A 23,905-nucleotide genomic window follows, 5' to 3' on the forward strand; every position below is an offset into this window, starting at 1 on the left:
TGTCAAGCCTGATTTGGTTAAGCAAAATGTGAATCAGCCATGGCTCAAAAAGGCAAGGGCGATGGAAATTTAGGGGTAATAATCCTGAATTGCTTTTACCTCCATGGGGTTAGATTTGAGCGATCGAATTCCCGCCGCCGTCGCTTTCGCACCCGCAATGGTGGTAATAATGGGAATTTTGTAGGTTAATGCTGTGCGACGGATAAAGATGCCGTCGGCGCGGGACTCTTCACCAGAAGGTGTGGTGATAATTAGTTGAATTTTCTCGTTCTTGATCGAATCCAACAAATTCGGCCGCCCTTCATGGAGTTTTAAGACCAAATCTACATCTAAACCTTGCTCTTCCAATACTTTGCGAGTACCATGAGTGGCTACTACTTTGAAACCTAATTCCAAGAATTCCTTGACAACTGGTACAACTGGTAGTTTGTCCCGATCGCGCATGGAAACCAGTACAGTTCCTGACAGGGGCATGACTTGTCCAGCACCCAATTGAGCTTTGGCGAAGGCCTTGCCAAAATCGGTGTCAATCCCCATGACTTCGCCAGTCGATCGCATTTCTGGCCCTAACAAAGTATCGGTTCCAGGGAACTTGGCAAAGGGTAGTACGGCTTCTTTCACCGAAACGTGAGTGGGTACAACTTCTTTAGTAAAACCTAAAGCTTCCAGAGTTTGACCAGACATTACCCGCGAGGCCATTTTTGCTAGGGGTACTCCGATCGCCTTGGAGACAAAAGGCACTGTTCTAGAAGCCCGCGGGTTCGCCTCCAAAATGAAAACTTGCTCTCCTTGAACCGCAAATTGAATGTTCATCAACCCGATCACTTTCAGGGCTTTGGCTAATTCCACTGTCTGGCGGCGAATTGTTTCTAAAGCTACTTCAGTAAGTGTTTGGTAAGGGATGGTACAAGCAGAGTCGCCGGAGTGAATTCCCGCTTCCTCAATGTGTTCCATAATGCCCCCGATGGTGACATTTCCTGTAATATCGGCGATCGCGTCTACATCTACCTCGATCGCATTTTCCAAGAACTTGTCAATTAAAATCGGATGGTCTGGTTCTACCAGCACCGCATAGGTCATGTAACGTTCCAATTCCGTATCGGAATAAACAATTTCCATGGCTCGGCCGCCTAACACGTAGCTGGGGCGGACTACTACTGGATAACCAATCCGTTGAGCTACGATTAAAGCATCCTCAAAACTGCGGGCCAAACCATTAGCAGCTTGCTGAATATTCAACTGTCGCAGAATTTTTTCAAATCTTTCTCTGTCTTCAGCAGTATCAATGGAATCCGGCGAAGTTCCCCAGATTTTTGTTTGTACATCTGGATGATTTTCGAGGGCTTTTTGTAAAGGCAGTGCTAATTTTAACGGGGTTTGTCCGCCAAATTGAATTATGACTCCCTCTGGATTTTCCGCCTCGATAATGTTGAGAACATCTTCTTTGGTTAGAGGTTCAAAATACAGGCGATCGCTGGTATCATAATCCGTCGAAACCGTTTCTGGGTTGGAGTTAACCATGATTGTCTCAAACCCGTCTGCTCCTAGGGAATAGGAAGCATGACAGCAACAGTAATCAAACTCAATTCCCTGTCCGATGCGGTTAGGGCCACCGCCTAAAATCATTACTTTGCGCTTAGTAGAAGGCAAAACTTCTGACTCTGGGGTGAGACTGTGAGCCACTGGTGAAATCTTCTTTTCTTCATCGCCTAATTCCCAAATTGCTGTTCCCAATTCGTAGGTAGAATAGTAATAAGGCGTGAATGCTTCAAATTCGGCGGCGCAGGTATCAACGGTTTTGTAAATCGGTGTTACGCCTAATTTTTTGCGATAAGTGCGAACTTCATCTTCTGATGTTTTGGTCGCGTAAGCAATTTGGCGATCGCTAAATCCCAACTGCTTGATAGCAAACATTGTGTCTTTGGTCAACTGTTGTAACTGAGTCCGCTTCATGAACTTTTCAGTTTCCAGCAATTCCTGCATTTTGTCCAAAAACCAAGGGTCAATTGCTGTGAGTTCAAAGATGTCTTCCACCGACATTCCCATCATCATCGCGTGGCGAACTGTGAAAATGCGATCGGGATTTGGTGTCCGCAATCCGGCGCGAATTTGTTCCAAACTAGGCAACTTTTCGGGTTTGTCGCAACCGAAACCCGCCCGACCAGTTTCTAATCCTCGCAGCGCTTTTTGGAAAGATTCATTGAAGCTACGCCCGATCGCCATTACCTCTCCCACTGACTTCATTTGCGTTGTCAGGGTCGGTTCAGAACCGGGGAACTTTTCAAAAGCAAATCGGGGAATCTTCGTCACCACGTAGTCAATTGTGGGTTCAAAAGAAGCAGGAGTTTTCTTGGTAATATCGTTAGAAATTTCATCCAGGGTGTAGCCCACTGCTAATTTTGCCGCCATTTTCGCAATGGGAAATCCTGTGGCTTTTGAGGCTAAAGCCGAGGAACGGGAAACGCGGGGGTTCATTTCAATGACGATGAAATCTCCATTTACCGGATTCACCGCAAATTGAATGTTAGAACCGCCAGTTTCAACTCCGATTTCCCGAATGATTTTAATCGAAGCATCCCGCAGCCGTTGGTATTCTTTATCTGTCAGGGTTTGGGCCGGCGCGACTGTGATCGAGTCCCCGGTATGAATTCCCATCGGGTCTATATTTTCGATCGAGCAAATAATCACCACATTATCTGCTAAATCCCGCATCACTTCTAGTTCGTACTCTTTCCAACCGATTAAAGATTGTTCGATCAGAATTTGAGAGACAGGGCTAGCATCAATGCCACCTTGTGCCATTTCTTCAAACTCTTCTTGATTGTAAGAAATGCCTCCTCCGGTACCACCCATTGTAAAAGCGGGACGGATAATTAACGGGTAAGAACCGATTTGGTGTCCAATTGCTTTGGCTTCATCTAGATTGTTGGCAATTCCCGAAGGACACACAGCTACTCCAATGCGCGCCATCGCTTCTTTAAATAGCAGTCGGTCTTCTGCCATTTCAATTGCTGGTAGCTTAGCGCCAATTAACTCAACTTTGTATTTTTCTAAAACGCCATTCTTAGCGACCGCAACTGCTAAATTCAGGGCTGTTTGACCGCCCATTGTCGGTAAAATTGCTTGTGGTCTTTCTTTAGCGATGATTTGTTCGAGGATGGCTGGCGTTAGAGGTTCGATGTAGATGCGATCGGCTGTTTCTGGATCGGTCATAATGGTAGCTGGGTTGGAATTCACCAGCACTACTTCATAACCTTCTTCTCGCAAAGCTTTGCAAGCTTGCGTCCCCGAATAGTCAAACTCGCAAGCTTGACCGATCACAATTGGGCCGGAACCAATTAGCAGAATTTTTTGTAAGTCTTGGCGACGGGGCATAGGTTCGTAATTGGTAGTTGGACAAGATTAACGATCGATTTTACATTTTGCACCATTGCTATCAACAGGCTAGAAAGCCTGTTCTACCCAAAGCTTACTGAAAATGGTGCAGTTATGTGATATTAATTTGAAATTGTGCACCATTGTCAGGATTTTGAAGGCGGAACCCCCCTACTCTTGGTAATACATCGCCTGCTAAGGGTGCAGTGTATCGGTAAATCCAGACTATTTTAAGTGCTGTCGCCTAGTTTGTGTTGTAAAATACAATTTACCAGGCAAACTGCTGTCAACGTTCTGCCGCTACTGGCTTCACTACCAAGACTTTGATGATAATTTTTATCTAAATATTTTGGCGATCGACTAAACTCCTATAGCCAAGGACGCAAAAACCCGGTTTCTCCACCTAATTGGTTGATTTGAGGTGGAGAAAGACCGGGCTTGAGAGCTAATTTTTCCGTAATTTACCTGGATCGATTTTTCAAGTAACTCTTGATTTTTTTGATCGGGTGCCTTACCCAAGGCTCCCATCTTGCGTATTTGAGCTTTAAATTCAAAAGCCAATCAGAATTATTTTGAATTTTCGCCAGTTCATCCTTAAACGGGGTTTGAGACAACATCTCCATCCATAATTTATTCGGTTCGGGACTTTCCCAAGGTTTTGGTCTGGATATAAAGTGCATCACTTTAGTAGCAGTGTCTTCAGTATCAGGATTATTCCAGATCTGATCGAGTTGATACCACCGTCCCGCTAAAACCGAATTTGATGTCCCTTGGTCGCAATCAGACCACAGGTTGACTTTAGCATCAGCAATCATTTGCTCTGACAATTTTTCTTCAACCCAAAGTTTCATATTGAAAACTAATAAGCCTGCATTGAAATAAGGGTTTTTATCTTGATCGTTGTTGGGATTACCCCAGACATTGAGCGCTGCGGCGATCGGCATTCCTTGAAAATCTAAATTCCACAGTGGCTCTAAGCTGTCCAACACAATCATATCACTGTCGAGCCAGATTAGTCTTTCTGTCGCCTTTGTGTATTTTTCCGGCTCCAATCTAGCGTAAGTTAGTTTAGAACCAGAAAGCGACATCAACTCATTGTAATTATCTTTCACTTCTTGCCATTCAATCTTATATTTGCAGCACTGTTGCAACTTTTCCTGTTGCTCTGTATTAAAACCCGTGGAGACAACTGTAATGTTAACGGACTGATTGGGGTCTGTGGTAGCATTCAGTTCTATGGATTTTAGTATTGCTGCTATTCCTAAAATGTAATTACGATCGCCAACAATGGATAAGTACATTTCACTGATTAATGAAAGGGTCTTAATAAATAAACTACCATAATCTGTGGTAGAATCCAAGTCTATATATTTGACTATTCAGAAGCGACCCCAGGGGCTGGGATGATGACTGGGTTTCAGCCTTCCCAGAATTGAGCCTGGGAAGGAGGACAGGTTTCCTGTTTTGAGTCTGCTTAGGATGACGAACTGTGAGAATCCTCAGATTATGGAACAGGTTAAAGGCTTAAGGCTTGGGTTTCTTCAGGGCATTAATTTTTGCTTTTACGGGGGAAACGCGCCGATAAAACTTAAACTTATTCAGAGCAGCACTGGCAGATTTAGCCACAACGCTGTCTGTATCTCGCAAAGCTTTTTGCAAAAGTGGAATCACTTTTTCTGACTTAATCGTTCCTAAAGCTTCCACCGCAGTCTGGCGAACTTCAGGAGCGTAATCTTGAGCTAATTTTCCCAAAGTTTCTATGGCTCGCTGATTATCTATTCTCAAAGGATTCGCAGCCGCAATTTTACCTAAAGCAGATGCTGCTAATTTTCGCGATTCTGTATCCTGACTTTGAACAATTCCCATCCACTGCGCTAGGGAATAATTTGGTGTTTGTCTGACTATTTGAGGCGGTGCTGTAAATTGTGTTTGATTTAACTCTGTTGGCTCTAACTCTGGGAACTGCGAAGGTGGCGCTTCTGTTGGCTCTAATTCCCGAAACTGTGACGGCGGCACTTCTGTTGGCTCTAACTCCCGAAACTGTGACGGTGGCACTTCTGTTGGCTCTAATTCCCGAAACTGTGACGGCGGCACTTGTGTTTGATTTAACTGACTTTCATACTGCTCTTGTAAAGACTTGATGGTGAATTGCATCTGGGCTTCGTGAGCTTGTAACTGCTGATTAACTGCTGCTAATTGACTCTCGTATTCTGCTTGCAAAGATTGCAATCTTAACTGCATCTCCACTTCGCGGTTTTGATACTCCTCAGCAGTTTCTCTCAACCTAATTTCATGTTGTTGTTGTAGATTTTGTAGGTTATCATCAATTTGAGCTTGATAGTTGTGATGCAGTTCTTCAGCCAGCTTGAGTAATTCTGATTCGTGTTTTTGTTGCAATGATTGGATACTTTCTTGCAACTGAGAATCATGATTACCAGCTAATTCTGCACTTAAGTTACGGAGATAATTCTCCTGTTGGCTAGTAGCTTGTCTGAGCTGATTGTCCCGGTCTTCAATAATTTTGGTGAGCTGATTTTCGTGTTCGGTAGTAACTTGTTTGAGTAAATTTTCGTGTTCTAGAGTAACTTGTCTGAGTCGCTCATCCTGTTCTACTTGCAGAGATTGGACTGTTTGCTGAATCCGAGACTGGTGAGCTCTTTCTATTTCCTCAGCAATTTGGCGAGTTTGCTCTAAGTTTTCTTGTTTTTGCTTGTTTAACCGTTTTTCCACCAAGGAGTAAGCAACTACGATGCCTACTAAAAAACCGACGATCGCTCCTATGATAGCCACAACTTAAATACCTCGCGACAAAATAGTTGTACTCGACTTTTATATTTAACCATATAGCCTCCTGTAACCGCCCAATAGCAGCAGCCAGACTGTCACCGCCAGCCAGTGAATCAGTACAGCCGGCCATACTGAGCCACTTTGGAGGTATGCAATGCTACACGCGACCCCCAAAACTGCCGCCAGTAGCAAAAACACTGGATTGAGAAAGGTCGATCGCCCCACTGGGTAAAAAGTCAGCCCGTTGAGCGGATGGTAGACTATAAACAGCGCCAAACTCAGACTTACCCAAAGCCCTAGCGTTAACCCAGAAGCATTTTCCTGCTTGTGGGGTAGCATTAAAACGCGGAACCAGATTTCCTCGCTGATGCCAGGACTGAACAAACAGCCCACTGTTACCCCAATAATTGTACGCCTTCTTGTTTGCCGATCTACTTTCAGAAATCCTGACCAAAAACCAATTGGAAGCGCGATCGCACTATAAGCCATCAGCAGCAGCAAAGTAATCAGCCAATCAGTGCGATCGGGCATAGTTGAAACAGCCATGGTGACTCGATGTGCAAGTAGTGCTAAGTAATTAGTCATTGGTTATTGGTTATTTGTTATTGGTTATTTGTTATTGGTTATTTGTTATTGGTTATTTGTTATTGGTTATTGGTTATTGGTTATAAATATTCTTCCTTCTTATTTCCCCCCTTGGGGGGGGGCAGGGGGGGGGTTCTTCTTCCTTCTTCCTTCTTATTTCCCCCCTTGGGGGGGGGCAGGGGGGGGTTCTTCTTCCTTCTTCCTTCTTCCTTCTTCCTTCTTCCTTCTTCCTTCTTCCTTCTTCCTTCTTCCTTCCTTCTTCCTAGTCATTAATTGCGTTACTTGTTAATTTTTTTAGTCGATCGAACAAATCGGCAACTTTTGTCAAATCTTTATCTCCGGGGGCGATTTCTACGCCACTAGAAAGGTCAATACCGCTAAAATTATTACCGGCAAAACTGCCGATCGCATTTAATACATTATCCGGCCTCAAACCCCCAGCCAGCAACCAAGGACAACTTGGTCGAAACTCTGCTAACATTTTCCAGTCGAGGGTTTTGCCAGTACCGCCTAGTTGGTCGGGATGGTAAGCATCCAGCAGTAAAGTATCCACATGAATAGCATACATATTCGCCATGTCTAAAGTTTCAGGAGTCTTAACTCTCAGGGCTTTGATAATTTCAATTTTCGGTAACAATTCCCGCAGTCGATCGCCATATTCCGCTGTTTCATCTCCGTGTAACTGCACCCCTGTTAAATTAGATTGAGCAACTACTTGACATATATTTTCGATTGTGGTATTAGCGAACACACCGATGCGATCGACTGTTGCGGGCAAGTGCTCAACAATTAGACGAATAGTTTCGGGGTTGACATAGCGGGGGGAAGCGGGAACGCAAATAAACCCCAAAGCCTGGGCTCCCAAACCGGCGATCGTCATACCCTGCTCTACTTTCGTGATTCCGCAAATTTTCACCCGCATCAGCCCTTCTCCCTTGCCAATTTGTATCAAAATATCAATCAATTGTTAACTATTAAAACAAATCTTAGTTTAAGCCAAAACACTTTTTATAATTTGATAGCTGAATTTATCTGTGAGACCGGGAGCATAATAACGTGATTTACTCATCTTTGCTGTTAGTAGCACAATCGACCATTCCCTCAACACCGGAGTGGTCCCCAATGGTAGCACTGACAATGATCTTGTGCAACTTACTGGCGATCGCGATCGGCTACTACGGCATAAACAAACAAAACCGAGGCAAAGGCCCAGCTTTACCCCTTGTCATGCCTGGAATGTTCAAAGGCTTTGGCATACCAGAATTGTTAGCAACAACCAGCCTCGGCCACTTACTCGGGGCTGGAGTAATCTTGGGCTTAGGAAACGCCGGAGTGCTCTAAAAATAAGGGAAAGGAGAACGGAGGATATAATAATAGAAACTCTTCCTTATTCTCCTTTCCCAGGAAAACTTCATGCAGACAGGTTGGCGAGTCGGCTCCTTATTTGGCATCCCGCTGTTTTTAGATTACTCGTGGTTTATCATCTTAGCCCTAGCAACCCGCGCCTATGCTAGCAGTTACAGTGTGTGGGGGCCAGCCTTGGCATGGAGTGCCGGATTAGCGGTAGCTTTGATGCTGTTTGGTTCCGTACTGCTGCACGAATTGGGACACAGCTTGGCGGCCATGTCCCAAGGTATTAAAGTGAATTCTATTACCCTATTCTTATTTGGTGGAGTTGCCTCCATCGACTCAGAATCAAAAACTCCCGCTCAAGCTTTTCAAGTAGCCATCGCCGGCCCTCTCGTCAGCTTCGGACTGTTTTTAATCCTCGGTTTAGGCTCTCAAGTTCTGCCACAAACAAATTTGTTAGCAATAGTCACAGAAAGGGTAGCAGAAATCAATCTAGTTTTGGGATTATTTAACTTAATTCCGGGTTTGCCACTAGACGGAGGACAGGTTTTAAAAGCAGCAATTTGGCAAATCACTGGTTCTCGATTTACGGGTGTTCGCTGGGCGGCAAAAATCGGACAAGTTTTAGGTTGGTTAGCCGTGGCTTTTGGGCTAACTTTATGCTTCCTAGCACGGGAGTACGGAGGTTTGTGGATTGCACTAATCGGCGGGTTTGCCATCCGTAATGCGAAGGCTTACAGCCGTTTTGTTTCCTTGCAAGAAGCCTTGGTAAAAACTAAAGCTGCTGAGGTTATGAGTCATGAATTTCGAGTAGTTGATGCAAATTCAACCTTGCGAGAATTTGCCGATCGATATTTGTTAGAAGTAAATCCATTGCCATTTTACGTTGCAGCAGCCAATGGACGGGATTTAGGTTTAGTGTCGATCGACGATATCCGCTTCACAGAACGCACTCAGTGGCAAATGCAGACTCTGCACAAAATTTTAAAACCCCTGGAAAAAAACCCCACAGTCTCCGAAAAGGCATCCCTAGCCGAAGTAATTAGCACTATGGAATTCCGTCAACTGGCCCGAATCATCGTCCTCTCGCCCATCGGTTCAGTGGTGGGGACGATCGATCGCGGTGACGTGATGAAAGTTTTGGCAAAACACCTCAAACCCAGCATTTCCGAAGCCGAAATCAAGCGCTGCAAAGCCGAAAACAGCTATCCCCAGGGATTGCAATTAAGTGCGATCGCCAAAACCGCACAGGACAACTAAAAATTGGGCATTAATCAGGGGCATTTATGAAAAATCAAGATGTGGTGCAATTTTTCAAGGAGAGTTGAAAAAAATATTATGCCCCAAATTTTGCAGCAATTTCATCATCAGTTGAAGCAGAGAGATTGGAGTTGGAAAAAGTTAACTAATTCCTGCTCCTTCGCTGACTTCAAACCTCTGATTATTACCTGCATAGCCGTTACAGCAAGCCTAGGGGCAGTCAGGCAATTAGGTTGGTTACAGGCATGGGAATTAAATGCTTTCGACCTCATGGTTCAATTACGTCCTGATGCAGGTGTTGACTCCCGGTTGCTGGTAGTAACAATCACCGAACAAGACATTAATAATATTGGCAAATGGCCAATTACCGACCGCACTTTAGCCAAAGCGATTGCTGAAATAGCGCGTTTTGAACCGACAGCTATTGGGATAGATATAATTCGCAATACTCCCTACGAACCCGGAAATGCCGAATTAGCAACTCAACTGAAAAACCCGAAATTAATCCCCATTACCTTCATAGGTAACTCCAAGTACGATCGAGCGCCACCACCCCCTAACATACCAGAAGAGCGGGTAGGCTTTAATGATTTAGTCATCGATCCAGATGGTAGAGTGCGTCGTAATTTGATGTTTGCTGGGGATGGTGAAAAGACACTAAATTCATTGTCAATGCAGCTAGCTTTTGCTTATTTTAAGAGTAAACAAATTGAGGGTAAACTCACCGAAAAAAATGAAATTCAGGTAGGAAAAACAGTATTTTCGCAGTTGCGTTCGGACTCAGGAGGTTATCATAACATTGATGCCCAAGGCTATCAAGTCATACTCAATTATCGCTCTGCTGAAAACATAGCAAATACCGTGACACTAACTGAGGTATTGGCAGGAAAAGTTGACCCCAAATTAGTGACAGGTAAAATAGTCCTCATCGGCGTGACAGCCTTAACCGTAAAAGATATCTTTTACACTCCTTACAGCGCTACTGCTAGTGGAAATCGCCGGATGCCAGGGGTATTAATTCATGCCACGGCGACTAGCCAAATACTCAGTGCAGTTTTAGACGGTAAAGGGCTATTTTGGTATTGGGATGAATGGCAAGAAATATGCTGGATTGTGGGTTGGGGGGCTGTCGGTGGCTGTTTAGCTTGGCGGCTGGAAAATTCCCTGAGTTTGATGGGAAGCGCGATCGCAGCTTGCGGCTCGTTATTCGGATTCACATTTTGGCTATTTATGCAACAGGGATGGATACCTCTGGTGGCGCCTAGTCTGGCACTTTTAATCACCGCAGGAGTCGTAGTCACCTATAAGTACGAGCAGTCGAAGCAACAGCAAGGGATTGTCATGAAATTATTAGGACAACAAACTTCACCTGCGATCGCCAATGCTCTGTGGAAAGAGCGCGTCCATTTACTCGAATCTGGTTTATTACCAGGCCAAAAAGTTATTGCTACCATCATCCTCACAGACTTACAGGGTTTTAGTACAATCTCGGAAAAACTACCACCAGAAGTGGTAATGAGTTGGTTAAATGAGTATTTATCCGCCATGGCTCAAGAAGTCCAAGCACATCAAGGTGTGATTAATAAATTTACTGGAGATGGAATGCTGGCAGTATTTGGTGTACCGATTCCCCGCACAACTCCCGAAGAAATTGCCAAAGATGCTAGCCTCGCCGTCTCTTGCGCCCTAGCCATCGGTTCCCGTTTACCACAAATGAATCAAAATTGGCTCGATCGGGGTTTACCGTCGGCAAAAATGCGAGTAGGCATCTTTACAGGGCCTGTGATGGTCGGTAGTTTGGGAGGTACAACCCGTTTAGAATATGGAGTTATCGGCGACAGCGTAAATATTGCCTCTCGGCTGGAAAGTTGTGAAAAGGATCGACAAGAAGACACTTGCCGAATATTGATTGCAGAAGAAACCTTGCTGCATCTGGCAGATAAATTTGAAGTAGAATCTTGGGGACCATTACCTTTGAAAGGTAGGGAACAAAAAGTTAATGTATACCGAGTTTTGGGAACAAAGAACAAATAAAAGGACAGCATCTATCCCTAAAAAATCATGAATCAAATGAAAAGATTTACTAAGTTTTTTTTCAATCTCACATCCGTTAGCTCCATGCTATTGATAGCCACACTTGATGTTTCCCAATTCGCAGTGATGGGGCAGGTATCCCCAAAGATAAATGGGAAACCAGGGACTGAACCGGGAGGGCCACGCTTGGCTCCGCCCACTCCAGGGAAACCAGGGACTGAACCGGGAGGACCGCGGTTCGTTCAACCTACTGACGAGGTTTTCTTTTCCGGCGATAAACTAAGAGTAACCCGCACAGCAGGTTCATGTGTCAAGGGTAAGATAGACCTCACTGCCTTAGTACCAGAAAATAAAAGCGCACGTACTGTCTCAGAATATCCTGTATTCTTTTTCTATTTACCTCAAACAGATGCACCACAAGCCGAGTTTGTCCTGCAAGATGAAAACGGGAAACAGATTTATCAAACTACCCTAAAAATCAACAATTCATCAGGGGTAACAGGTGTGAGTATTCCCGCCAATGGCAATATGTCGCCCTTGCAAGTAGGCAAAAATTACCGTTGGTTTGTGGCATTGATTTGCGACGCTCAAGACAGATCTGCTGATATATCCGAAACAGGTATTTTGCGTCGAGTTGAACTCAGTGCAGATATCCGCAGTAAGTTAGAGAAAGCTGATGTGCGGGAAAAAACCTTTATTTATGCTCAGAATGGGATTTGGCAAGATGCCCTGAGCACTTTAGCAGCCGCTCGCCTTGCTAATCCCAAGGATGCAAAACTAACTGCGGATTGGGCCAGCTTGTTAGATTCAGTAAAATTGGGCGAAATTGCCACAGAGCCGATCGTGCAAATCTCTCCAGAGCCTAGCGCTCCAATGGAGCCACAGCCATAGTTTATTGTCCACGGGTGCATCTGTGTTTTGCAAATATAGCAATCCTAAATCATTTGTGAATTTCTTACTCCCTCCCCTTAATAAGGGGAGGGTTGGGGTGGGGTAAAAAACTTTACGACTCATTTAGGACTGCTATATATTCGTAGGGGCGAAGCATGACCGCTGTAAATCTCTGGTTATCGCTAATAAATTGTCTGCGGTCATGCTTCGCCTATGCAAAATCTGGATGCTCCCTCTTGGTGATTGCTATATTGCTATAACAGTGCAACCGGAATCGATCTAATTTCCAACCATTCCCGTTCAGAAAGTGGTTGCACTTCCAAATGTATTTCAAAACAACGACAAGCAGCCACTTTCAAAGCTTCAATAACAGTTTCCATCAAATCATTTCCCTCTTGAGCTAGAGGTAATTTCATGGTAATTAATTCTTCTCCAAAAACTTGATAAAACAAATCAAAATCCGGCTGTAAACGCATAGAACCGTGTTGCAAAATAGCATCGCCCCTGCGTAATTGGGCGCTACCAATTAACTTATAGCCATCAGGTGTAACTAAATCTGCACCCGTCGCAGTTCCAAAACAATTAGGATTGTGAATGTAATTTCGTCCGGCTTCCCCGTAGTGCAAATCCACACCCATCGCCTTCCAACCTTCAATCAAAAACTGGCAGATATTCTGATAAGCTTGGAGACGACTCCCCGCCAATCCCGACACCACCACCGCATAAGTTAAATCTCCCTGGTGCAGCACAGCCCGCCCGCCGCTTGGTCTGCGTACTAAGTCTACAGACATTCCGCGCCAAGATAGCTGCTCCCAAAAGTCTGGCCATCGGCGTTGGTGATAGCCCAAAGAAATTGTCGCTGGTGCCCAAGTATAAAATCGTAGAGTTGGCGGAATTTTGCCCGCCAGATGCTGTTCCAGGAGCCATTGGTCGATCGCCATCTGCACCGTACCAGAAGCTTCCAGCAGCGGAATTAAACGCCAAACAGAATTAGTCATCGGTTTCCAGTCCTCAGTTTGCGTTCCATAATGGACAGGATGTTTTAAAATTGGTAATAGTCATGGGAAGCTGTGAAAGTAAGTTTGTGTAAATTTCACCGATCCAATGCTGTAGCAATAAATAGGAAAAATAATTCTTTAACCATGAGCAACAGTGTAATTGTCATTAGCGACGAAAAGTTTGAAACGGAAGTCCTGAAAGCAGAGCAGCCAGTGCTTGCCTACTTTTGGGCTGCTTGGTGTGGCCCTTGCAAACTGGTATCGCCTTCGATAGACTGGATCGCAGAAAATTACAGCGATCGGCTGAAAGTGGTTAAAATGGAAATTGACCCCAATCCAGCTACTGTCAAACAGTATAAAATAGAAGGAGTCCCTGCTATCAGGCTGTTTAAAAAATCTGAATTAGTGATGTCTCATGAGGGAGCTATTACTAAACAAAAATTGACAAGTTTGTTAGAGGCTAATTTAGAAAGTTTTGAAGGTTGAGATATTTGTCCTTGGATGGGTGCGGGTTTATGAGATGGTCTGTTTTAGGCAATTATTATTGGTCAAACCCGCTCTACCCAAGGCAATATACTCGTTGATGAACTCAGTAGATAAAGGCTATATACAAAACTATAGCCACGGTCCGATCGCACTTGTAAAATCTTATGGTAACACTTCAGCTCAGACAGCTCGATATTCCCCTAGGACAGCGAGTGCTGCTACACGATATTAGTTGGTCAGAATTTGAAGCAATTTTAGTAGAAATGGGCGAAGCTCGATCCGCGCGCTTAGCTTATAGCCAAGGAACATTGGAGATTCGGATGCCTTTACCAGAACATGAGGTAGATAAAGAACTAATTGGTGATATGGTGAAAATATTGCTAGAAGAATTAGAAATAGATTGCGAGTGCTTTGGTTCCACGACTTTTAAACGAGAAACCCAAAAAAGCGGTGTGGAACCAGATCAGTGTTTCTATATTGAAAACCATCAGCAAATGAGAGGGAAACGGCGGGTGGATTTAACAGTAGATCCTCCTCCTGATTTGGCAATTGAAATCGATGTCACTTCCAAAACGCAATTGGATGCTTATCAAGCTTTACAAGTTCCTGAACTGTGGCGGTATGAAAATAATCAATTGCAAATTAATGTACTGCAAGATGGGAGATATGTTGCATTCCCAAGTAGCCCAATTTTTCCAGGATTACCAATTGTTGAAATGATAGCCGAGTTTGTAGCTCAAAGTACAAATCTAGGCAGAAGCGCGAGTTTAAGAAATTTTCGCGATCGCATTAGGCGGTTGGAAAAATTGTTGTAGAGGCTGGTTTCACAAACCATTGATTTTGGAAACAAACAATATAGTAAAATCGAATCTACCGGAACTAAAATTACCAAATTAATTGATAAAAATATGAAATTCGCCGATCGCTTACAACCTCTACAATTTAATGTATTTGCCGATATGGATTGGGCGAAATCTCTAGCGAGAATCGCCGGTAAAAATGTGATTGATTTGTCTCTAGGTTCTTCCGATTTGCCGACTGCTGCTCACATTACAGAGGCGATCGCACTTTCTCTGTCTGACTCCAGCACCCACGGCTATTTGCTGTTTAACGGGACGAAATCTTTTCGGGAAGCAGCGGCGACTTGGTATCAACAAAAATTCGGGATTTCTGTCAATCCAGAAACAGAAGTGCTGCCTTTAATTGGTTCCCAAGAAGGCACGGCGCATTTGCCTTTAGCTATACTCAACCCCGGAGATTTTGCTTTGTTGCTCGATCCGGGTTATCCCTCCCACGCGGGGGGTGTTTATTTGGCTGGCGGGCAAATTTATCCGATGCCGTTGTTAGCAGAAAATCAGTTTTTGCCAGTATTTGATGATATTCCCAAACCAGTTTTAGCTCAGTCGAAGATGATGGTTTTGAGTTATCCTCATAATCCGACAACTGCGATCGCACCTTTAGCCTTTTTTGAGAAAGCCGTCGCTTTTTGTCTGGAAAACGGGCTGGTTTTGGTGCACGATTTCCCCTATGTCGATTTGGTTTTTGACGATCGCAATTCTAGCATAGAGGCAGATCCAAAGCAGCGGGCTTACCAGGATATTCCTGGTAACGAGGAGCATCGAAAAGTGATGGCACCGTCTATTTTTCAGGCAGATCCAGATAAAAGCGTGTCGATCGAGTTTTTTACACTCTCCAAGTCGTACAATATGGGTGGTTTTCGAGTCGGATACGCGATCGGCAATGCCCAAATCATTGAAGCACTGCGACAGGTAAAAGCCACCGTAGATTTCAATCAATACCAAGGAATTTTGAATGGAGCGATCGCTGCTTTAACAGGGTCCCAGGACACCGTTAAAACCAGTGTAGAAACCTTCCGACAACGGCGGGATACCTTCATCCATGCTTTACAAGACATTGGCTGGGAAGTGCCATTCCCCCCCGCCACCATGTACGTTTGGGCGAAACTCCCAGAACCTTGGGCTTTAGATTCCGTGAAATTTTGCACTGAGTTAGTACAAAGCACAGGAGTTGCAGCTTCCCCCGGTGCCGGCTTTGGCAAATCTGGAGAAGGCTATGTGCGATTTGCCTTAGTTGAATCACCAGCAATTTTGGCAGAAGCTGTCAGAAGAATTGCTGATTTTCTAAGTTAAGCTCCTGCTCACATTGAAGAGGATTTATCTTCTGTGTACCAAATTTTTATCCAGAGATTTCCTATTCATTTTGTGCTGATTCCTGGTATTTTTCCAGGATACCACTTGACAGCATGAGTCTCGGCCAAACTAACAAGAAAAAGCCCATCCACGCTAATAATGGTATCGCCACTATAACTGTAATCCAAACAGTTTTAAATAAAAGCCAACTGCCACTAATCAGGCTAATTCCTGTTAAAAGAATCGACCAAGGCTGACACCACCAAGGTTTGAAATCCCAAGCACTAATTTTTTTGGGTTCGGAAACATTTTTCATATTAGTTATTGGTGATTAGTTATTGGTGATTGGTGATTGGTGATTGGTGATTCGTAATTGGTTATTGGTTATTGGTTATTGGTGTTAATTCCAATTCCCCATGAACCATGAACCATTCCCCCGCTTACCAGTCAGTAGCGCAGTGCCCTTGGCCTCCCCTGGCGAAACCGGGGAGTCCAAGGGTGGAAGGGCAGGATAAACGCAGCCTTTGGGTTAACAATTACCTGACGCTACCACCGGAATTGATATGATATCGTTTCCGGCTGCATCGGAATGATTTAACCTTACTAGAACGCAGAGAACACAGAGGGAGATAAGAGAGATGAATAATTCCGATGTTACCGGAATTGATATGATTTACTTTTTTTGAGCGCCGATGAACTCGGATGAGGGCTTTTTTGATATTTGACACTCATATTTCCCACTAATGGTAAAATGCGATCGCCATAGCAATTTCAGTTCCATAGGTTGCTAACTTGCTAGGCTAGAAAGTAGCAAACCAAAAAATCCAGCCACTCCAAGGTCAATCGCGAACCATGAGACTAGACGAAGCCGTAGAATTTGCCGAAAACCCTGAACCGCGTTGTCCCTGCGTCCTCCTGTTGGACACCTCCGGTTCAATGCAAGGTGCTCCTATAGATGCCTTGAATGAAGGGCTGCAAACTTTTAGAGACGATCTGATTAAAGATGAATTGGCAAAAAAGCGAGTCGAAGTCGCGATTATTTCCTTTGACAATCATATCAAAGTTGTGCAGGATTTCGTGACGGCCGACCAATTCGAGACACCGCTGCTGAAAGCCCAAGGACAAACTCACATGGGTGCAGGTATTCAGCAAGCGCTAGATTTAATCGCCGCCCGCAAATCGGAATATCGCAACAACGGAATTACCTATTATCGGCCGTGGGTATTTATGATTACTGATGGAGAACCCCAAGGGGAATCGGACGATATTGTAGATATCGCTTCACGGCGGATTAAAGAGGAAGAAACTAATAAGCGCGTTGCTTTTTTTGCGGTAGGAGTCGAAGGTGCTAATATTAGCCGTCTCGCCGAAATTGTGGAACGGACTCCTGTAAAATTGAAAGGATTGGACTTTAGGGAGATGTTTATTTGGCTGTCAGCTAGTATGCAGCGAGTTTCTCACTCAAAAATTGATGAACAAGTAGCCTTACCACCTCCGGGGTGGGGAACCGTTTAGTCATTGGTTATTTGTTATTTGTTATTGGTTATTTGTTATGAGTAGCAGGTGACAATTAACTACTAACAACTAACTACTAACAATTAACTACTAACAATTAACTACTAACATCTGATAACTGACAAATGACAGAACAAATGACAAAGTGGCAAGTGGTAGCGGCATCGGTGATGGGGACGAGTCACTCCAAGCGATCGCAACCTTGTCAAGATGCCCACTGCTGGCGACTGTTACCCAATGGTGTTTTGGCGGCCAGTGTTGCCGATGGTGCGGGTTCGGCAACACTGGCAGAAGTAGGTGCTAAAATTGCCGTGGAAGCAGTTGTCGAAACAATTTGTGGGCAATCAGAAATGCTACCTGAAGATGACAGCCAATGGCAAGTATTCCTGACATCCGCACTCCAAGTCGCACGGGCGGCTGTGGAAACAGAAGCCGCGGCGCGGGGAGTGGGGGCTAGAGATTTAGCTTGCACTTTAATTGCGGTGGTGGCTACACCCGAATTAATCGCCGTTGCTCAAATCGGTGATGGTGCAGCCGTGGCGGGTGATAATCAAGGAAGTGCGATCGCCCTGACAGTACCTCCCTGTGGTGAATATATCAATGAAACCATTTTTTTGATTTCCCCCAATGCCATAGAAACCGCACAATTTCATGTGCGACGGGAAAAAATGGCGCATTTAGCTGTGTTTTCCGACGGTTTGCAAATGCTAGCCCTGAAAATCCCCGAAGGCGTACCCCACGGTCCATTTTTTGCACCCCTGTTTCGATTTTCTGCTCAAGTTCAAGATGAGTCTGATGCACAACAGCAGTTGGAGTCTTTTTTGCGATCGCCCCGCGTTTCCGAACGCACCGATGATGACTTAACATTATTATTGGCAAGTTGTTTGAGTTCGGAATTACCAGAAAATTAACAGTAGACATCTTGCCACAGCGAGTATTGTAAAACTTTATTAAGTTTGTCCGCAGTAGTAACCAATTATCCACCTGCATCTATCGGCGTCGGTTGGCGTTCATCTGCGCTAAAAAAGCGATTCTGATTTGGGCAAGAAGTCTCATCTGTTCAACGTAGCGGTTCTATAATAAAATCGACTTGTCAACAATTATGCTCCCGTTTAACAGTAGGTCATCACTTGCAAGCACAAGAGATTAAGGATCAACTCAAATCCCTAATTAGCGAAGCATATCCAATAGATCCGAGTTTGGCGAGAAGATTGGATGAAATTTATCGCTGGGTAAAAGATGTCAAACCCGGTTCGCTAACTGCCAAAAAATTTGTGATGGCTTTTCTGCTACAGCTTGTCAGTGATTCAGAAGTTTGGTTGGCTGTCAAATCTCTACCTTCGGAAGCAGCACAACAAGCTGCCTTTGAGTTAATGAGTTCTGCGGAAAGATATTGGTATAGCTATCTCTTTCCTAAATGGCTGAGTGAAACCGATCGCAAATTTTATATTTGGAAGAAAAAATTAATGGCGGGAGAGTTTTATCCGGCTGACGAGCAGATACTCCAATCGATAATAACTCACATTCAGCAGCGAGAAGATACTTCTTTTATACAGCGTTATATAGCCGATCTTTCGATGGCCACGGATTCCATAGTCAGCAGCCGGGAACATCAGCCTTTATGTATACAAATCACCAGTATTTCTGATGAATTTTCGCAAGAAAAGTATGATAATTGGCAAAAAACTCTTCAGGAATGGGGGATTGACAGAGGATTATTTTTAAGTTACAATCCAAGTATTGAAAATTCGGTAGTTCGATTAGTTAATATGGCATTATACAACAGCGATAATTTACAGGCTGGCACCTACCTAAAATTTTCCTAGAATCCAGAAGGGAGCCACGTAAATGTTGTTAAAAAAAAGTTGTGAAAAAATGTGAATATTTCTCTGTCGGCTATTCCTCAGCATTCTCTGCCTTTCCGGGCTCGAAAAATCAAATTTAGACAAAACAAAATAAGATGACTTTAAGTAAAACCTAGGAACTAGGCGCTGGAAACAGCGATTAGGCACACAGGAATTACGAATTAAACGGGAAAAAACCAGGTTTCTCGTTCTGCTACTGAATATCAAATGATGCAATGAGTTTAAGAAACCCGGTTGTTGCGTCCTGGACAACAAAATAGCGTCCTAGCAGAGGATAACTCAGATATTTGCGATGAATGGACGCTTGTAAAGCCCTAGATATTTCCCTAGCCCGATAGTATAGCAACCTTAAAATTCGATCAAAAATAACACCATGACAGCACAAGGCACAACGACTGTTGAAAAAAGTTTACAAAAAGTGTTGGAAAAACTGGAATCCTCCCGGAAAATGCAGGATGACTGGATGAAAAACGGGATAAATTTTGTAGATTTGTATGTGGATGATGCTGGTGGAGATTGGTTGGAAGAATGGGGAAAAGCGGAAGCAGAAGATTTAGAAGTAGACACGATTACCAGTATAGATGTGGAGGCTATCAAAATAGCGATCGGCTTTTCTAACTTTCAGAAAACACAATTACTGGAAATAGCCTTGACTCACCGTGGCGATACCAAGGATTTTCGAGGCACATCTTTTGACTCGTCAGTGGACCAAGATGTCAAGTACAAAAGGCTGGCTCTCCTAGGAAGCGCGATTTTGAGTGCGGTTGTTACCGATTACCTATACCGCCAATATCCTCAGCTCGATCGAGATTGTATCTCAAATTTAAAATCTCGGTTACTAGACAAGAACAAACTATCGGAATTTGCGATCAGTTTGAATTTGCAGGAACTTAGCTTGCATAGTGCTCAGGGTAAAGAAACAGAAAAAAGTCAGTACAAGAGATTTCTAGGCGAAACTTTTGAGGCGGTGTTTGGGGCGATTTACTTGGAGTGCGATCGCGATTTTTTGCGTGCGGGCGACTGGCTGATTCAGAATTTCATCGCCAAAGCAGTTGCTGAGAAGATGAGTCAAAAAAGCGATCTAATTGAAGGGACAAAAATTTCGCCACAAATAGCTCTTAAACGGCTGCGAATCCTGGGTGCAGAAATTTTAGAGGCGATCGCCTTTGACTATCTCTACCACCGTTTTCCAGAACGTAATGCCAGCCAGCTAACTGACTGGAAAAAAATGTTAGTGGCCAAAGAGATTTTCCCCAAAGAATTCAAGACCAAATTAGGCAATCAGTACCTAGAATTGGACAGTGATTTCTCACGCACCCGCGACTGGTTAGTTAATAATTTTATCAAAACAGCAGTGGAAGAACTAGTAGAGGAGAGAGAAAATCAATTCAACTAAAAGTAGAAAACCAATAGCTGCTACGCATCCACAGTATCTGTCGCTTGGGGAGGGACAGAGTTTATGTAAATTTCTCGCATAGCTTACAGAATTTAGCAGGCTAAATCCTGTAATTAAAACCAACGAAATTAAGGCAAAAATCACATATTTTTTAGTCATTTATTTGAAGTTGAAAGTCTACCTAATTAATTTAAATGTTTGCTCAGCCAAGCGATCGCCCCTTCGACATCAGTAACGACTTCCGCATCCGGTATCGGTGGCCTGTTCACCATCACCACGGGAATTCCCAATTCCCGCGCCGCGACAATTTTGGCATAAGTCGCATCACCACCGCTGTTTTTGCTGACAATGGTATCAATCTGATATTCGAGCAACAATTCCCGTTCATTTTCTAAGAAAAAAGGCCCCTTTGCTAAAATTAATTTGCTTTGAGGGTATAAAATACCTAGGGCTGGGGGTTCGATCGCCCGAATTAAAAACCAAATAGAATCCAGACTAGAAAAAGCAGTCAATTCCTGTCTACCAATAGTGAGAAATACGCGCTGCGATCGCTCAGATAAAGCCATGGCAGCCTGTTCATGGTTTTCGACTTCAATCCAGCGATCGCCCTGCACCGGAGTCCAAGCAGGACGCACCAGCATCAAATGTGGCAATTGAAATTCAGCAGCAGCGGTGGCTGCATTCATCGAAATCTGAGCAGCAAACGGATGAGTCGCATCAATTAACAAGTCGATCGCGCGATCGGTCAAATACTCACCCAGTCCACATACTCCCCCAAAGCCACCAATTCGCAGCGTACCCGTTGGGGTGGAAGGTTGTTTAGTGCGTCCTGCTAGGGAAGAAACCACCTCCAAGTTAGGGATTTGGGAAGCCCGCGCGGCCAGTTGAGTCGCATCCCCCGTTCCTCCCAAAATTAGCAAGCGTTTTTTCATAGAATTCCCCTTACCCGATCTAGTCAAGACTTAACAATATAATATGTTAAGTAAAGTTTTAACTACCAACAGCTATGATGCGATCGCTCTTGACATTTTTGACAGTATTAGTTGTAAGTGGGATAGTTTGGGTAGGAAATGTAATGCCAGCCTCCGCAGAAGTTCAACCCACAGATATTACCGATCCCCAGCAGCAGTTAGCAGAACTCGTTCAGAAAGCTTTTGAAGCGACAAACGAAGGCAAATTCCCCCTGGCTGAAAGTTTTTGGACTCAAATCATTGACAAATTTCCCGATCGAGCAGCCGCTTGGAGTAACCGTGGTAATTCTAGAGTAAGTCAGAACCAGCTACAAGCAGCAATTGCCGACTACGAAAAAGCGATCGAACTCGTTCCCGAAGCTCCCGATCCGTACTTAAACCGCGGTACAGCCTTAGAAGGTTTAGGACGGTGGGAAGAAGCGATCGCCGACTACAATCATGTACTAGAATTAGACCCAAAAGATCCAGCAGCCTACAACAACCGAGGCAACGCCGAAGCAGGTTTAGGTCAATGGAAACAAGCAATTATCGACTACAACAAAGCCTTTGAACTAGCACCTGAATACGCCTTTGCTCGCGCCAACCACGCCCTCGCCCTTTATCAAAATGGACAAACCAAAGAAGCAATTCGCAACATGAAAAACATTGTTCGCAGATACCCCCAATTTGCCGACATGAGAGCTGCCCTCAGCGCTTGTCTGTGGGAGGCGGGACAGCGTGGGGAAGCTGAGAGCAATTGGGTTGCCGCCGTCGGCCTCGACTCCCGCTACAAAGACCTCGATTGGGTTAAAAATACCCGCCGTTGGCCACCAGTTGCAGTCAGTGCTTTGGATAAATTCTTGAACTTGAAATAATACCAAAGTTATTGGTTATTGGTTATTTGTTATTGGTTATTTGTTCGTTAGAGTAACCAATTCCCAATTCCCAATCCCCAATCCCCAATCCCCAATCCCCAATTCCCTATTCTCTATCTCCAATGACCCTTAACAATTCCCAAACCAGTGCCGGAGTCAACTCTTCAACATTCCTCAATACTGAGACAGCACCAGCATTTTGTAGCGCCGCAGTATAAGCTTGGCATCGCACCGCATCATCCAAAACATGAGGTGGCAAAATTCCAATTCCCAGCCAAACTCGCGAGGGTTGTACTTGACTGGCTTTGACAATAGTGTAAATATCTGCAACAGTATCCCCTGCATAAATCACAGGCAAACTTTCTGGTAAAGCGTTCAGGTTTTCCAATTTTTCAATAGTCGCAAATAGTCCAGTAGGATCGGGTTTTCCCGGTGCATCTTCCATCGCCACTAATACAGGGGAATTTAAGCCGAGTTTCCCTGACAAAACATAGGTAGCTTCATCCCGCATCGCCCCGCTAAAAAAGCCCCAAACTATACCACCTGTGGTTAAACTTTCCAGGTAAGCCGGACTTAGCAGCAGCGGTTCGTCGCCAATGTAACCAGTCCAAGTTTGCTCGTCCGGGCCACGATAGCGACTTTGGAAAAATGCTACTAAGTTGTTATAGTCGATCGCGCTTTCCGTTCGCGATCGCCCCATTCCCTCAAAATAACGGTAAACTAACTCTTGTGAAGCTTCCCAGTCATTATTCCACACTCCCTCAGACTTGAGAGAGTCAATATCAATAGAATTGGGACGAAAAGCACCCCCCGTGAAATGCTCCACCGCATCCGCCAGCGCCCGTCGGTAAGAACCAGACACATCTCGCACCACACCGTCAATATCAAAAACTACAATCGCTCTGTCTGCTGTCATCAGTGCCCCACCCGCAGTTAACTATTGGCATTTTACCTGAGCCGATGTCGGAATTTTGAGTAAAAATGGCAAAAGTATGCTAAGCTTAGCGATTGTAGAAATTTTTAATAAGTTCGATCGAAACCCCGGAGGTTTGTTTGTCCAAGTTCATCTTAAAAGTTCTCTGGCTAGAAGAGAATGTTGCCCTCGCCGTTGACCAAGTGGTCGGTAAAGGAACTAGCCCGCTGACAGCTTACTTTTTCTGGCCCCGCAAGGATGCGTGGGAAGATCTCAAAAACGAACTCGAAGCCAAACACTGGATTGCCGACAACGATCGCGTCGAAGTCCTCAACCAAGCCACAGAAGTAATCAACTACTGGCAAGAGGAAGGCAGACGGCGACCAATGAATGAAGCTCAGTCAAAATTCCCCCTCGTGACTTTTACTGGCAGCAACTAATCACAGTTAACAGTTAACTGTTAACTGTCAACTGT

The 23,905-nt window shown here is 44.4% G+C and carries 22 protein-coding genes; 13 read left to right on the forward strand and 9 right to left on the reverse strand.

All coding sequences use genetic code 11. The annotated features are described in order from the left end of the window. Positions 1-69: 69 nt before the first annotated feature. The 5 genes from carB to AAFP11_RS20205 form a co-directional block, all read right to left on the reverse strand. Positions 70-3,375, reverse strand: coding sequence for a carbamoyl-phosphate synthase large subunit (carB, locus tag AAFP11_RS20185; RefSeq protein WP_341738670.1), 3,306 nt, complete (start codon positions 3,373-3,375; stop codon positions 70-72). Between the two features lie 461 nt (positions 3,376-3,836). Further along, complete coding sequence (locus tag AAFP11_RS20190) at positions 3,837-4,676, reverse strand: glycosyltransferase (RefSeq protein ID WP_341738671.1); 840 nt, start codon at positions 4,674-4,676, stop codon at positions 3,837-3,839. A 223-nt stretch (positions 4,677-4,899) separates the two neighbouring features. After that, positions 4,900-6,165 carry a HEAT repeat domain-containing protein gene (locus AAFP11_RS20195; protein WP_341738672.1) on the reverse strand — a complete coding sequence of 422 codons (1,266 nt, stop codon included), beginning with the start codon at positions 6,163-6,165 and terminating at the stop codon, positions 4,900-4,902. Between the two features lie 45 nt (positions 6,166-6,210). After that, positions 6,211-6,747 (reverse strand): CPBP family glutamic-type intramembrane protease, encoded by a 537-nt coding sequence (locus tag AAFP11_RS20200; protein WP_341738673.1) that lies wholly within the window; start codon positions 6,745-6,747, stop codon positions 6,211-6,213. 262 nt (positions 6,748-7,009) lie between these two features. After that, the gene (locus AAFP11_RS20205; protein ID WP_341738693.1) at positions 7,010-7,669 is read right to left on the reverse strand and encodes a phosphoribosylanthranilate isomerase; all 660 of its coding nucleotides are present in this window, start codon (positions 7,667-7,669) and stop codon (positions 7,010-7,012) included. Positions 7,670-7,803: 134 nt separating this feature from the next. Here AAFP11_RS20205 and psaK point away from each other — a divergent pair, with 134 nt between their 5' ends. The 4 genes from psaK (at position 7,804) to AAFP11_RS20225 (ending at position 12,282) form a co-directional block, all read left to right on the forward strand. Beyond that, positions 7,804-8,088, forward strand: a complete 285-nt coding sequence (gene psaK / locus AAFP11_RS20210) for a photosystem I reaction center subunit PsaK (RefSeq protein ID WP_340524359.1) — start codon at positions 7,804-7,806, stop codon at positions 8,086-8,088. A 72-nt stretch (positions 8,089-8,160) separates the two neighbouring features. Next, positions 8,161-9,357, forward strand: a complete 1,197-nt coding sequence (locus AAFP11_RS20215) for a site-2 protease family protein (RefSeq protein ID WP_341738674.1) — start codon at positions 8,161-8,163, stop codon at positions 9,355-9,357. 78 nt (positions 9,358-9,435) lie between these two features. Next, complete coding sequence (locus AAFP11_RS20220) at positions 9,436-11,391, forward strand: adenylate/guanylate cyclase domain-containing protein (protein ID WP_341738675.1); 1,956 nt, start codon at positions 9,436-9,438, stop codon at positions 11,389-11,391. Between the two features lie 36 nt (positions 11,392-11,427). Beyond that, on the forward strand, positions 11,428-12,282 hold the full coding sequence (locus tag AAFP11_RS20225) for a DUF928 domain-containing protein (RefSeq protein ID WP_341738676.1): 855 nt from the start codon (positions 11,428-11,430) through the stop codon (positions 12,280-12,282). A gap of 254 nt (positions 12,283-12,536) precedes the next feature. On the opposite strand, the gene AAFP11_RS20230 is transcribed toward AAFP11_RS20225, so the two are convergent. Continuing rightward, on the reverse strand, positions 12,537-13,280 hold the full coding sequence (locus AAFP11_RS20230; RefSeq protein WP_341738677.1) for a biotin/lipoate A/B protein ligase family protein: 744 nt from the start codon (positions 13,278-13,280) through the stop codon (positions 12,537-12,539). 144 nt (positions 13,281-13,424) lie between these two features. Between AAFP11_RS20230 and AAFP11_RS20235 the strand changes: the two genes are divergently transcribed. The 3 genes from AAFP11_RS20235 (at position 13,425) to AAFP11_RS20245 (ending at position 15,916) form a co-directional block, all read left to right on the forward strand. Beyond that, positions 13,425-13,766, forward strand: a complete 342-nt coding sequence (locus AAFP11_RS20235) for a thioredoxin domain-containing protein (RefSeq protein ID WP_341738678.1) — start codon at positions 13,425-13,427, stop codon at positions 13,764-13,766. A 164-nt stretch (positions 13,767-13,930) separates the two neighbouring features. Next, positions 13,931-14,581: a Uma2 family endonuclease gene (locus AAFP11_RS20240; protein ID WP_340524350.1), complete on the forward strand. Its 651-nt coding sequence runs from the start codon at positions 13,931-13,933 to the stop codon at positions 14,579-14,581. Between the two features lie 93 nt (positions 14,582-14,674). Further along, positions 14,675-15,916: an LL-diaminopimelate aminotransferase gene (locus tag AAFP11_RS20245; protein ID WP_341738679.1), complete on the forward strand. Its 1,242-nt coding sequence runs from the start codon at positions 14,675-14,677 to the stop codon at positions 15,914-15,916. Positions 15,917-15,977: 61 nt separating this feature from the next. Here AAFP11_RS20245 and AAFP11_RS20250 read toward each other — a convergent pair whose 3' ends face one another. Next, entirely contained in the window at positions 15,978-16,232 is a 255-nt protein-coding gene (locus tag AAFP11_RS20250; RefSeq protein ID WP_341738680.1) for a DUF6737 family protein, read from the reverse strand. Between the two features lie 536 nt (positions 16,233-16,768). On the opposite strand from AAFP11_RS20250, the gene AAFP11_RS20255 reads away from it, so the two are divergent. From AAFP11_RS20255 to AAFP11_RS20270, 4 genes are all read left to right on the forward strand, one after another. Continuing rightward, entirely contained in the window at positions 16,769-17,431 is a 663-nt protein-coding gene (locus AAFP11_RS20255; RefSeq protein WP_341738681.1) for a VWA domain-containing protein, read from the forward strand. A gap of 137 nt (positions 17,432-17,568) precedes the next feature. Continuing rightward, the gene (locus AAFP11_RS20260; RefSeq protein WP_341738682.1) at positions 17,569-18,342 is read left to right on the forward strand and encodes a PP2C family serine/threonine-protein phosphatase; all 774 of its coding nucleotides are present in this window, start codon (positions 17,569-17,571) and stop codon (positions 18,340-18,342) included. Between the two features lie 219 nt (positions 18,343-18,561). After that, positions 18,562-19,257, forward strand: coding sequence for a hypothetical protein (locus AAFP11_RS20265; RefSeq protein ID WP_341738683.1), 696 nt, complete (start codon positions 18,562-18,564; stop codon positions 19,255-19,257). Positions 19,258-19,669: 412 nt separating this feature from the next. Beyond that, positions 19,670-20,692 (forward strand): ribonuclease III domain-containing protein, encoded by a 1,023-nt coding sequence (locus AAFP11_RS20270; RefSeq protein WP_341738684.1) that lies wholly within the window; start codon positions 19,670-19,672, stop codon positions 20,690-20,692. 185 nt (positions 20,693-20,877) lie between these two features. Here AAFP11_RS20270 and AAFP11_RS20275 read toward each other — a convergent pair whose 3' ends face one another. Beyond that, positions 20,878-21,624, reverse strand: coding sequence for a cobalt-precorrin-6A reductase (locus AAFP11_RS20275; RefSeq protein WP_341738685.1), 747 nt, complete (start codon positions 21,622-21,624; stop codon positions 20,878-20,880). A 74-nt stretch (positions 21,625-21,698) separates the two neighbouring features. Here AAFP11_RS20275 and AAFP11_RS20280 point away from each other — a divergent pair, with 74 nt between their 5' ends. Continuing rightward, on the forward strand, positions 21,699-22,517 hold the full coding sequence (locus AAFP11_RS20280; protein ID WP_341738686.1) for a tetratricopeptide repeat protein: 819 nt from the start codon (positions 21,699-21,701) through the stop codon (positions 22,515-22,517). Between the two features lie 106 nt (positions 22,518-22,623). Here AAFP11_RS20280 and AAFP11_RS20285 read toward each other — a convergent pair whose 3' ends face one another. Further along, positions 22,624-23,433, reverse strand: a complete 810-nt coding sequence (locus tag AAFP11_RS20285; protein ID WP_341738687.1) for a TIGR01548 family HAD-type hydrolase — start codon at positions 23,431-23,433, stop codon at positions 22,624-22,626. A gap of 116 nt (positions 23,434-23,549) precedes the next feature. On the opposite strand from AAFP11_RS20285, the gene AAFP11_RS20290 reads away from it, so the two are divergent. Next, positions 23,550-23,870 (forward strand): 30S ribosomal protein PSRP-3, encoded by a 321-nt coding sequence (locus tag AAFP11_RS20290; protein ID WP_340523226.1) that lies wholly within the window; start codon positions 23,550-23,552, stop codon positions 23,868-23,870. Positions 23,871-23,905 lie beyond the last annotated feature (35 nt).

Origin of the sequence: Microcoleus sp. CAWBG640 (assembly GCF_020883015.1) — a bacterium.
Taxonomy (GTDB): Bacteria; Cyanobacteriota; Cyanobacteriia; order Cyanobacteriales; family Microcoleaceae; genus Microcoleus; species Microcoleus anatoxicus.

Coding starts and splice junctions, on each gene's coding strand:
- carB (WP_341738670.1), bottom strand. CDS start 3,375: ATGCCCCGTCGCCAAGACTTACAAAAAATTCTGCTAATTGGTTCCGGC.
- AAFP11_RS20190 (WP_341738671.1), bottom strand. CDS start 4,676: ATGTACTTATCCATTGTTGGCGATCGTAATTACATTTTAGGAATAGCA.
- AAFP11_RS20200 (WP_341738673.1), bottom strand. CDS start 6,747: ATGACTAATTACTTAGCACTACTTGCACATCGAGTCACCATGGCTGTT.
- AAFP11_RS20205 (WP_341738693.1), bottom strand. CDS start 7,669: ATGCGGGTGAAAATTTGCGGAATCACGAAAGTAGAGCAGGGTATGACG.
- AAFP11_RS20215 (WP_341738674.1), top strand. CDS start 8,161: ATGCAGACAGGTTGGCGAGTCGGCTCCTTATTTGGCATCCCGCTGTTT.
- AAFP11_RS20220 (WP_341738675.1), top strand. CDS start 9,436: ATGCCCCAAATTTTGCAGCAATTTCATCATCAGTTGAAGCAGAGAGAT.
- AAFP11_RS20225 (WP_341738676.1), top strand. CDS start 11,428: ATGAAAAGATTTACTAAGTTTTTTTTCAATCTCACATCCGTTAGCTCC.
- AAFP11_RS20230 (WP_341738677.1), bottom strand. CDS start 13,280: ATGACTAATTCTGTTTGGCGTTTAATTCCGCTGCTGGAAGCTTCTGGT.
- AAFP11_RS20235 (WP_341738678.1), top strand. CDS start 13,425: ATGAGCAACAGTGTAATTGTCATTAGCGACGAAAAGTTTGAAACGGAA.
- AAFP11_RS20240 (WP_340524350.1), top strand. CDS start 13,931: ATGGTAACACTTCAGCTCAGACAGCTCGATATTCCCCTAGGACAGCGA.
- AAFP11_RS20245 (WP_341738679.1), top strand. CDS start 14,675: ATGAAATTCGCCGATCGCTTACAACCTCTACAATTTAATGTATTTGCC.
- AAFP11_RS20250 (WP_341738680.1), bottom strand. CDS start 16,232: ATGAAAAATGTTTCCGAACCCAAAAAAATTAGTGCTTGGGATTTCAAA.
- AAFP11_RS20255 (WP_341738681.1), top strand. CDS start 16,769: ATGAGACTAGACGAAGCCGTAGAATTTGCCGAAAACCCTGAACCGCGT.
- AAFP11_RS20260 (WP_341738682.1), top strand. CDS start 17,569: ATGACAAAGTGGCAAGTGGTAGCGGCATCGGTGATGGGGACGAGTCAC.
- AAFP11_RS20270 (WP_341738684.1), top strand. CDS start 19,670: ATGACAGCACAAGGCACAACGACTGTTGAAAAAAGTTTACAAAAAGTG.
- AAFP11_RS20275 (WP_341738685.1), bottom strand. CDS start 21,624: ATGAAAAAACGCTTGCTAATTTTGGGAGGAACGGGGGATGCGACTCAA.
- AAFP11_RS20280 (WP_341738686.1), top strand. CDS start 21,699: ATGATGCGATCGCTCTTGACATTTTTGACAGTATTAGTTGTAAGTGGG.
- AAFP11_RS20285 (WP_341738687.1), bottom strand. CDS start 23,433: ATGACAGCAGACAGAGCGATTGTAGTTTTTGATATTGACGGTGTGGTG.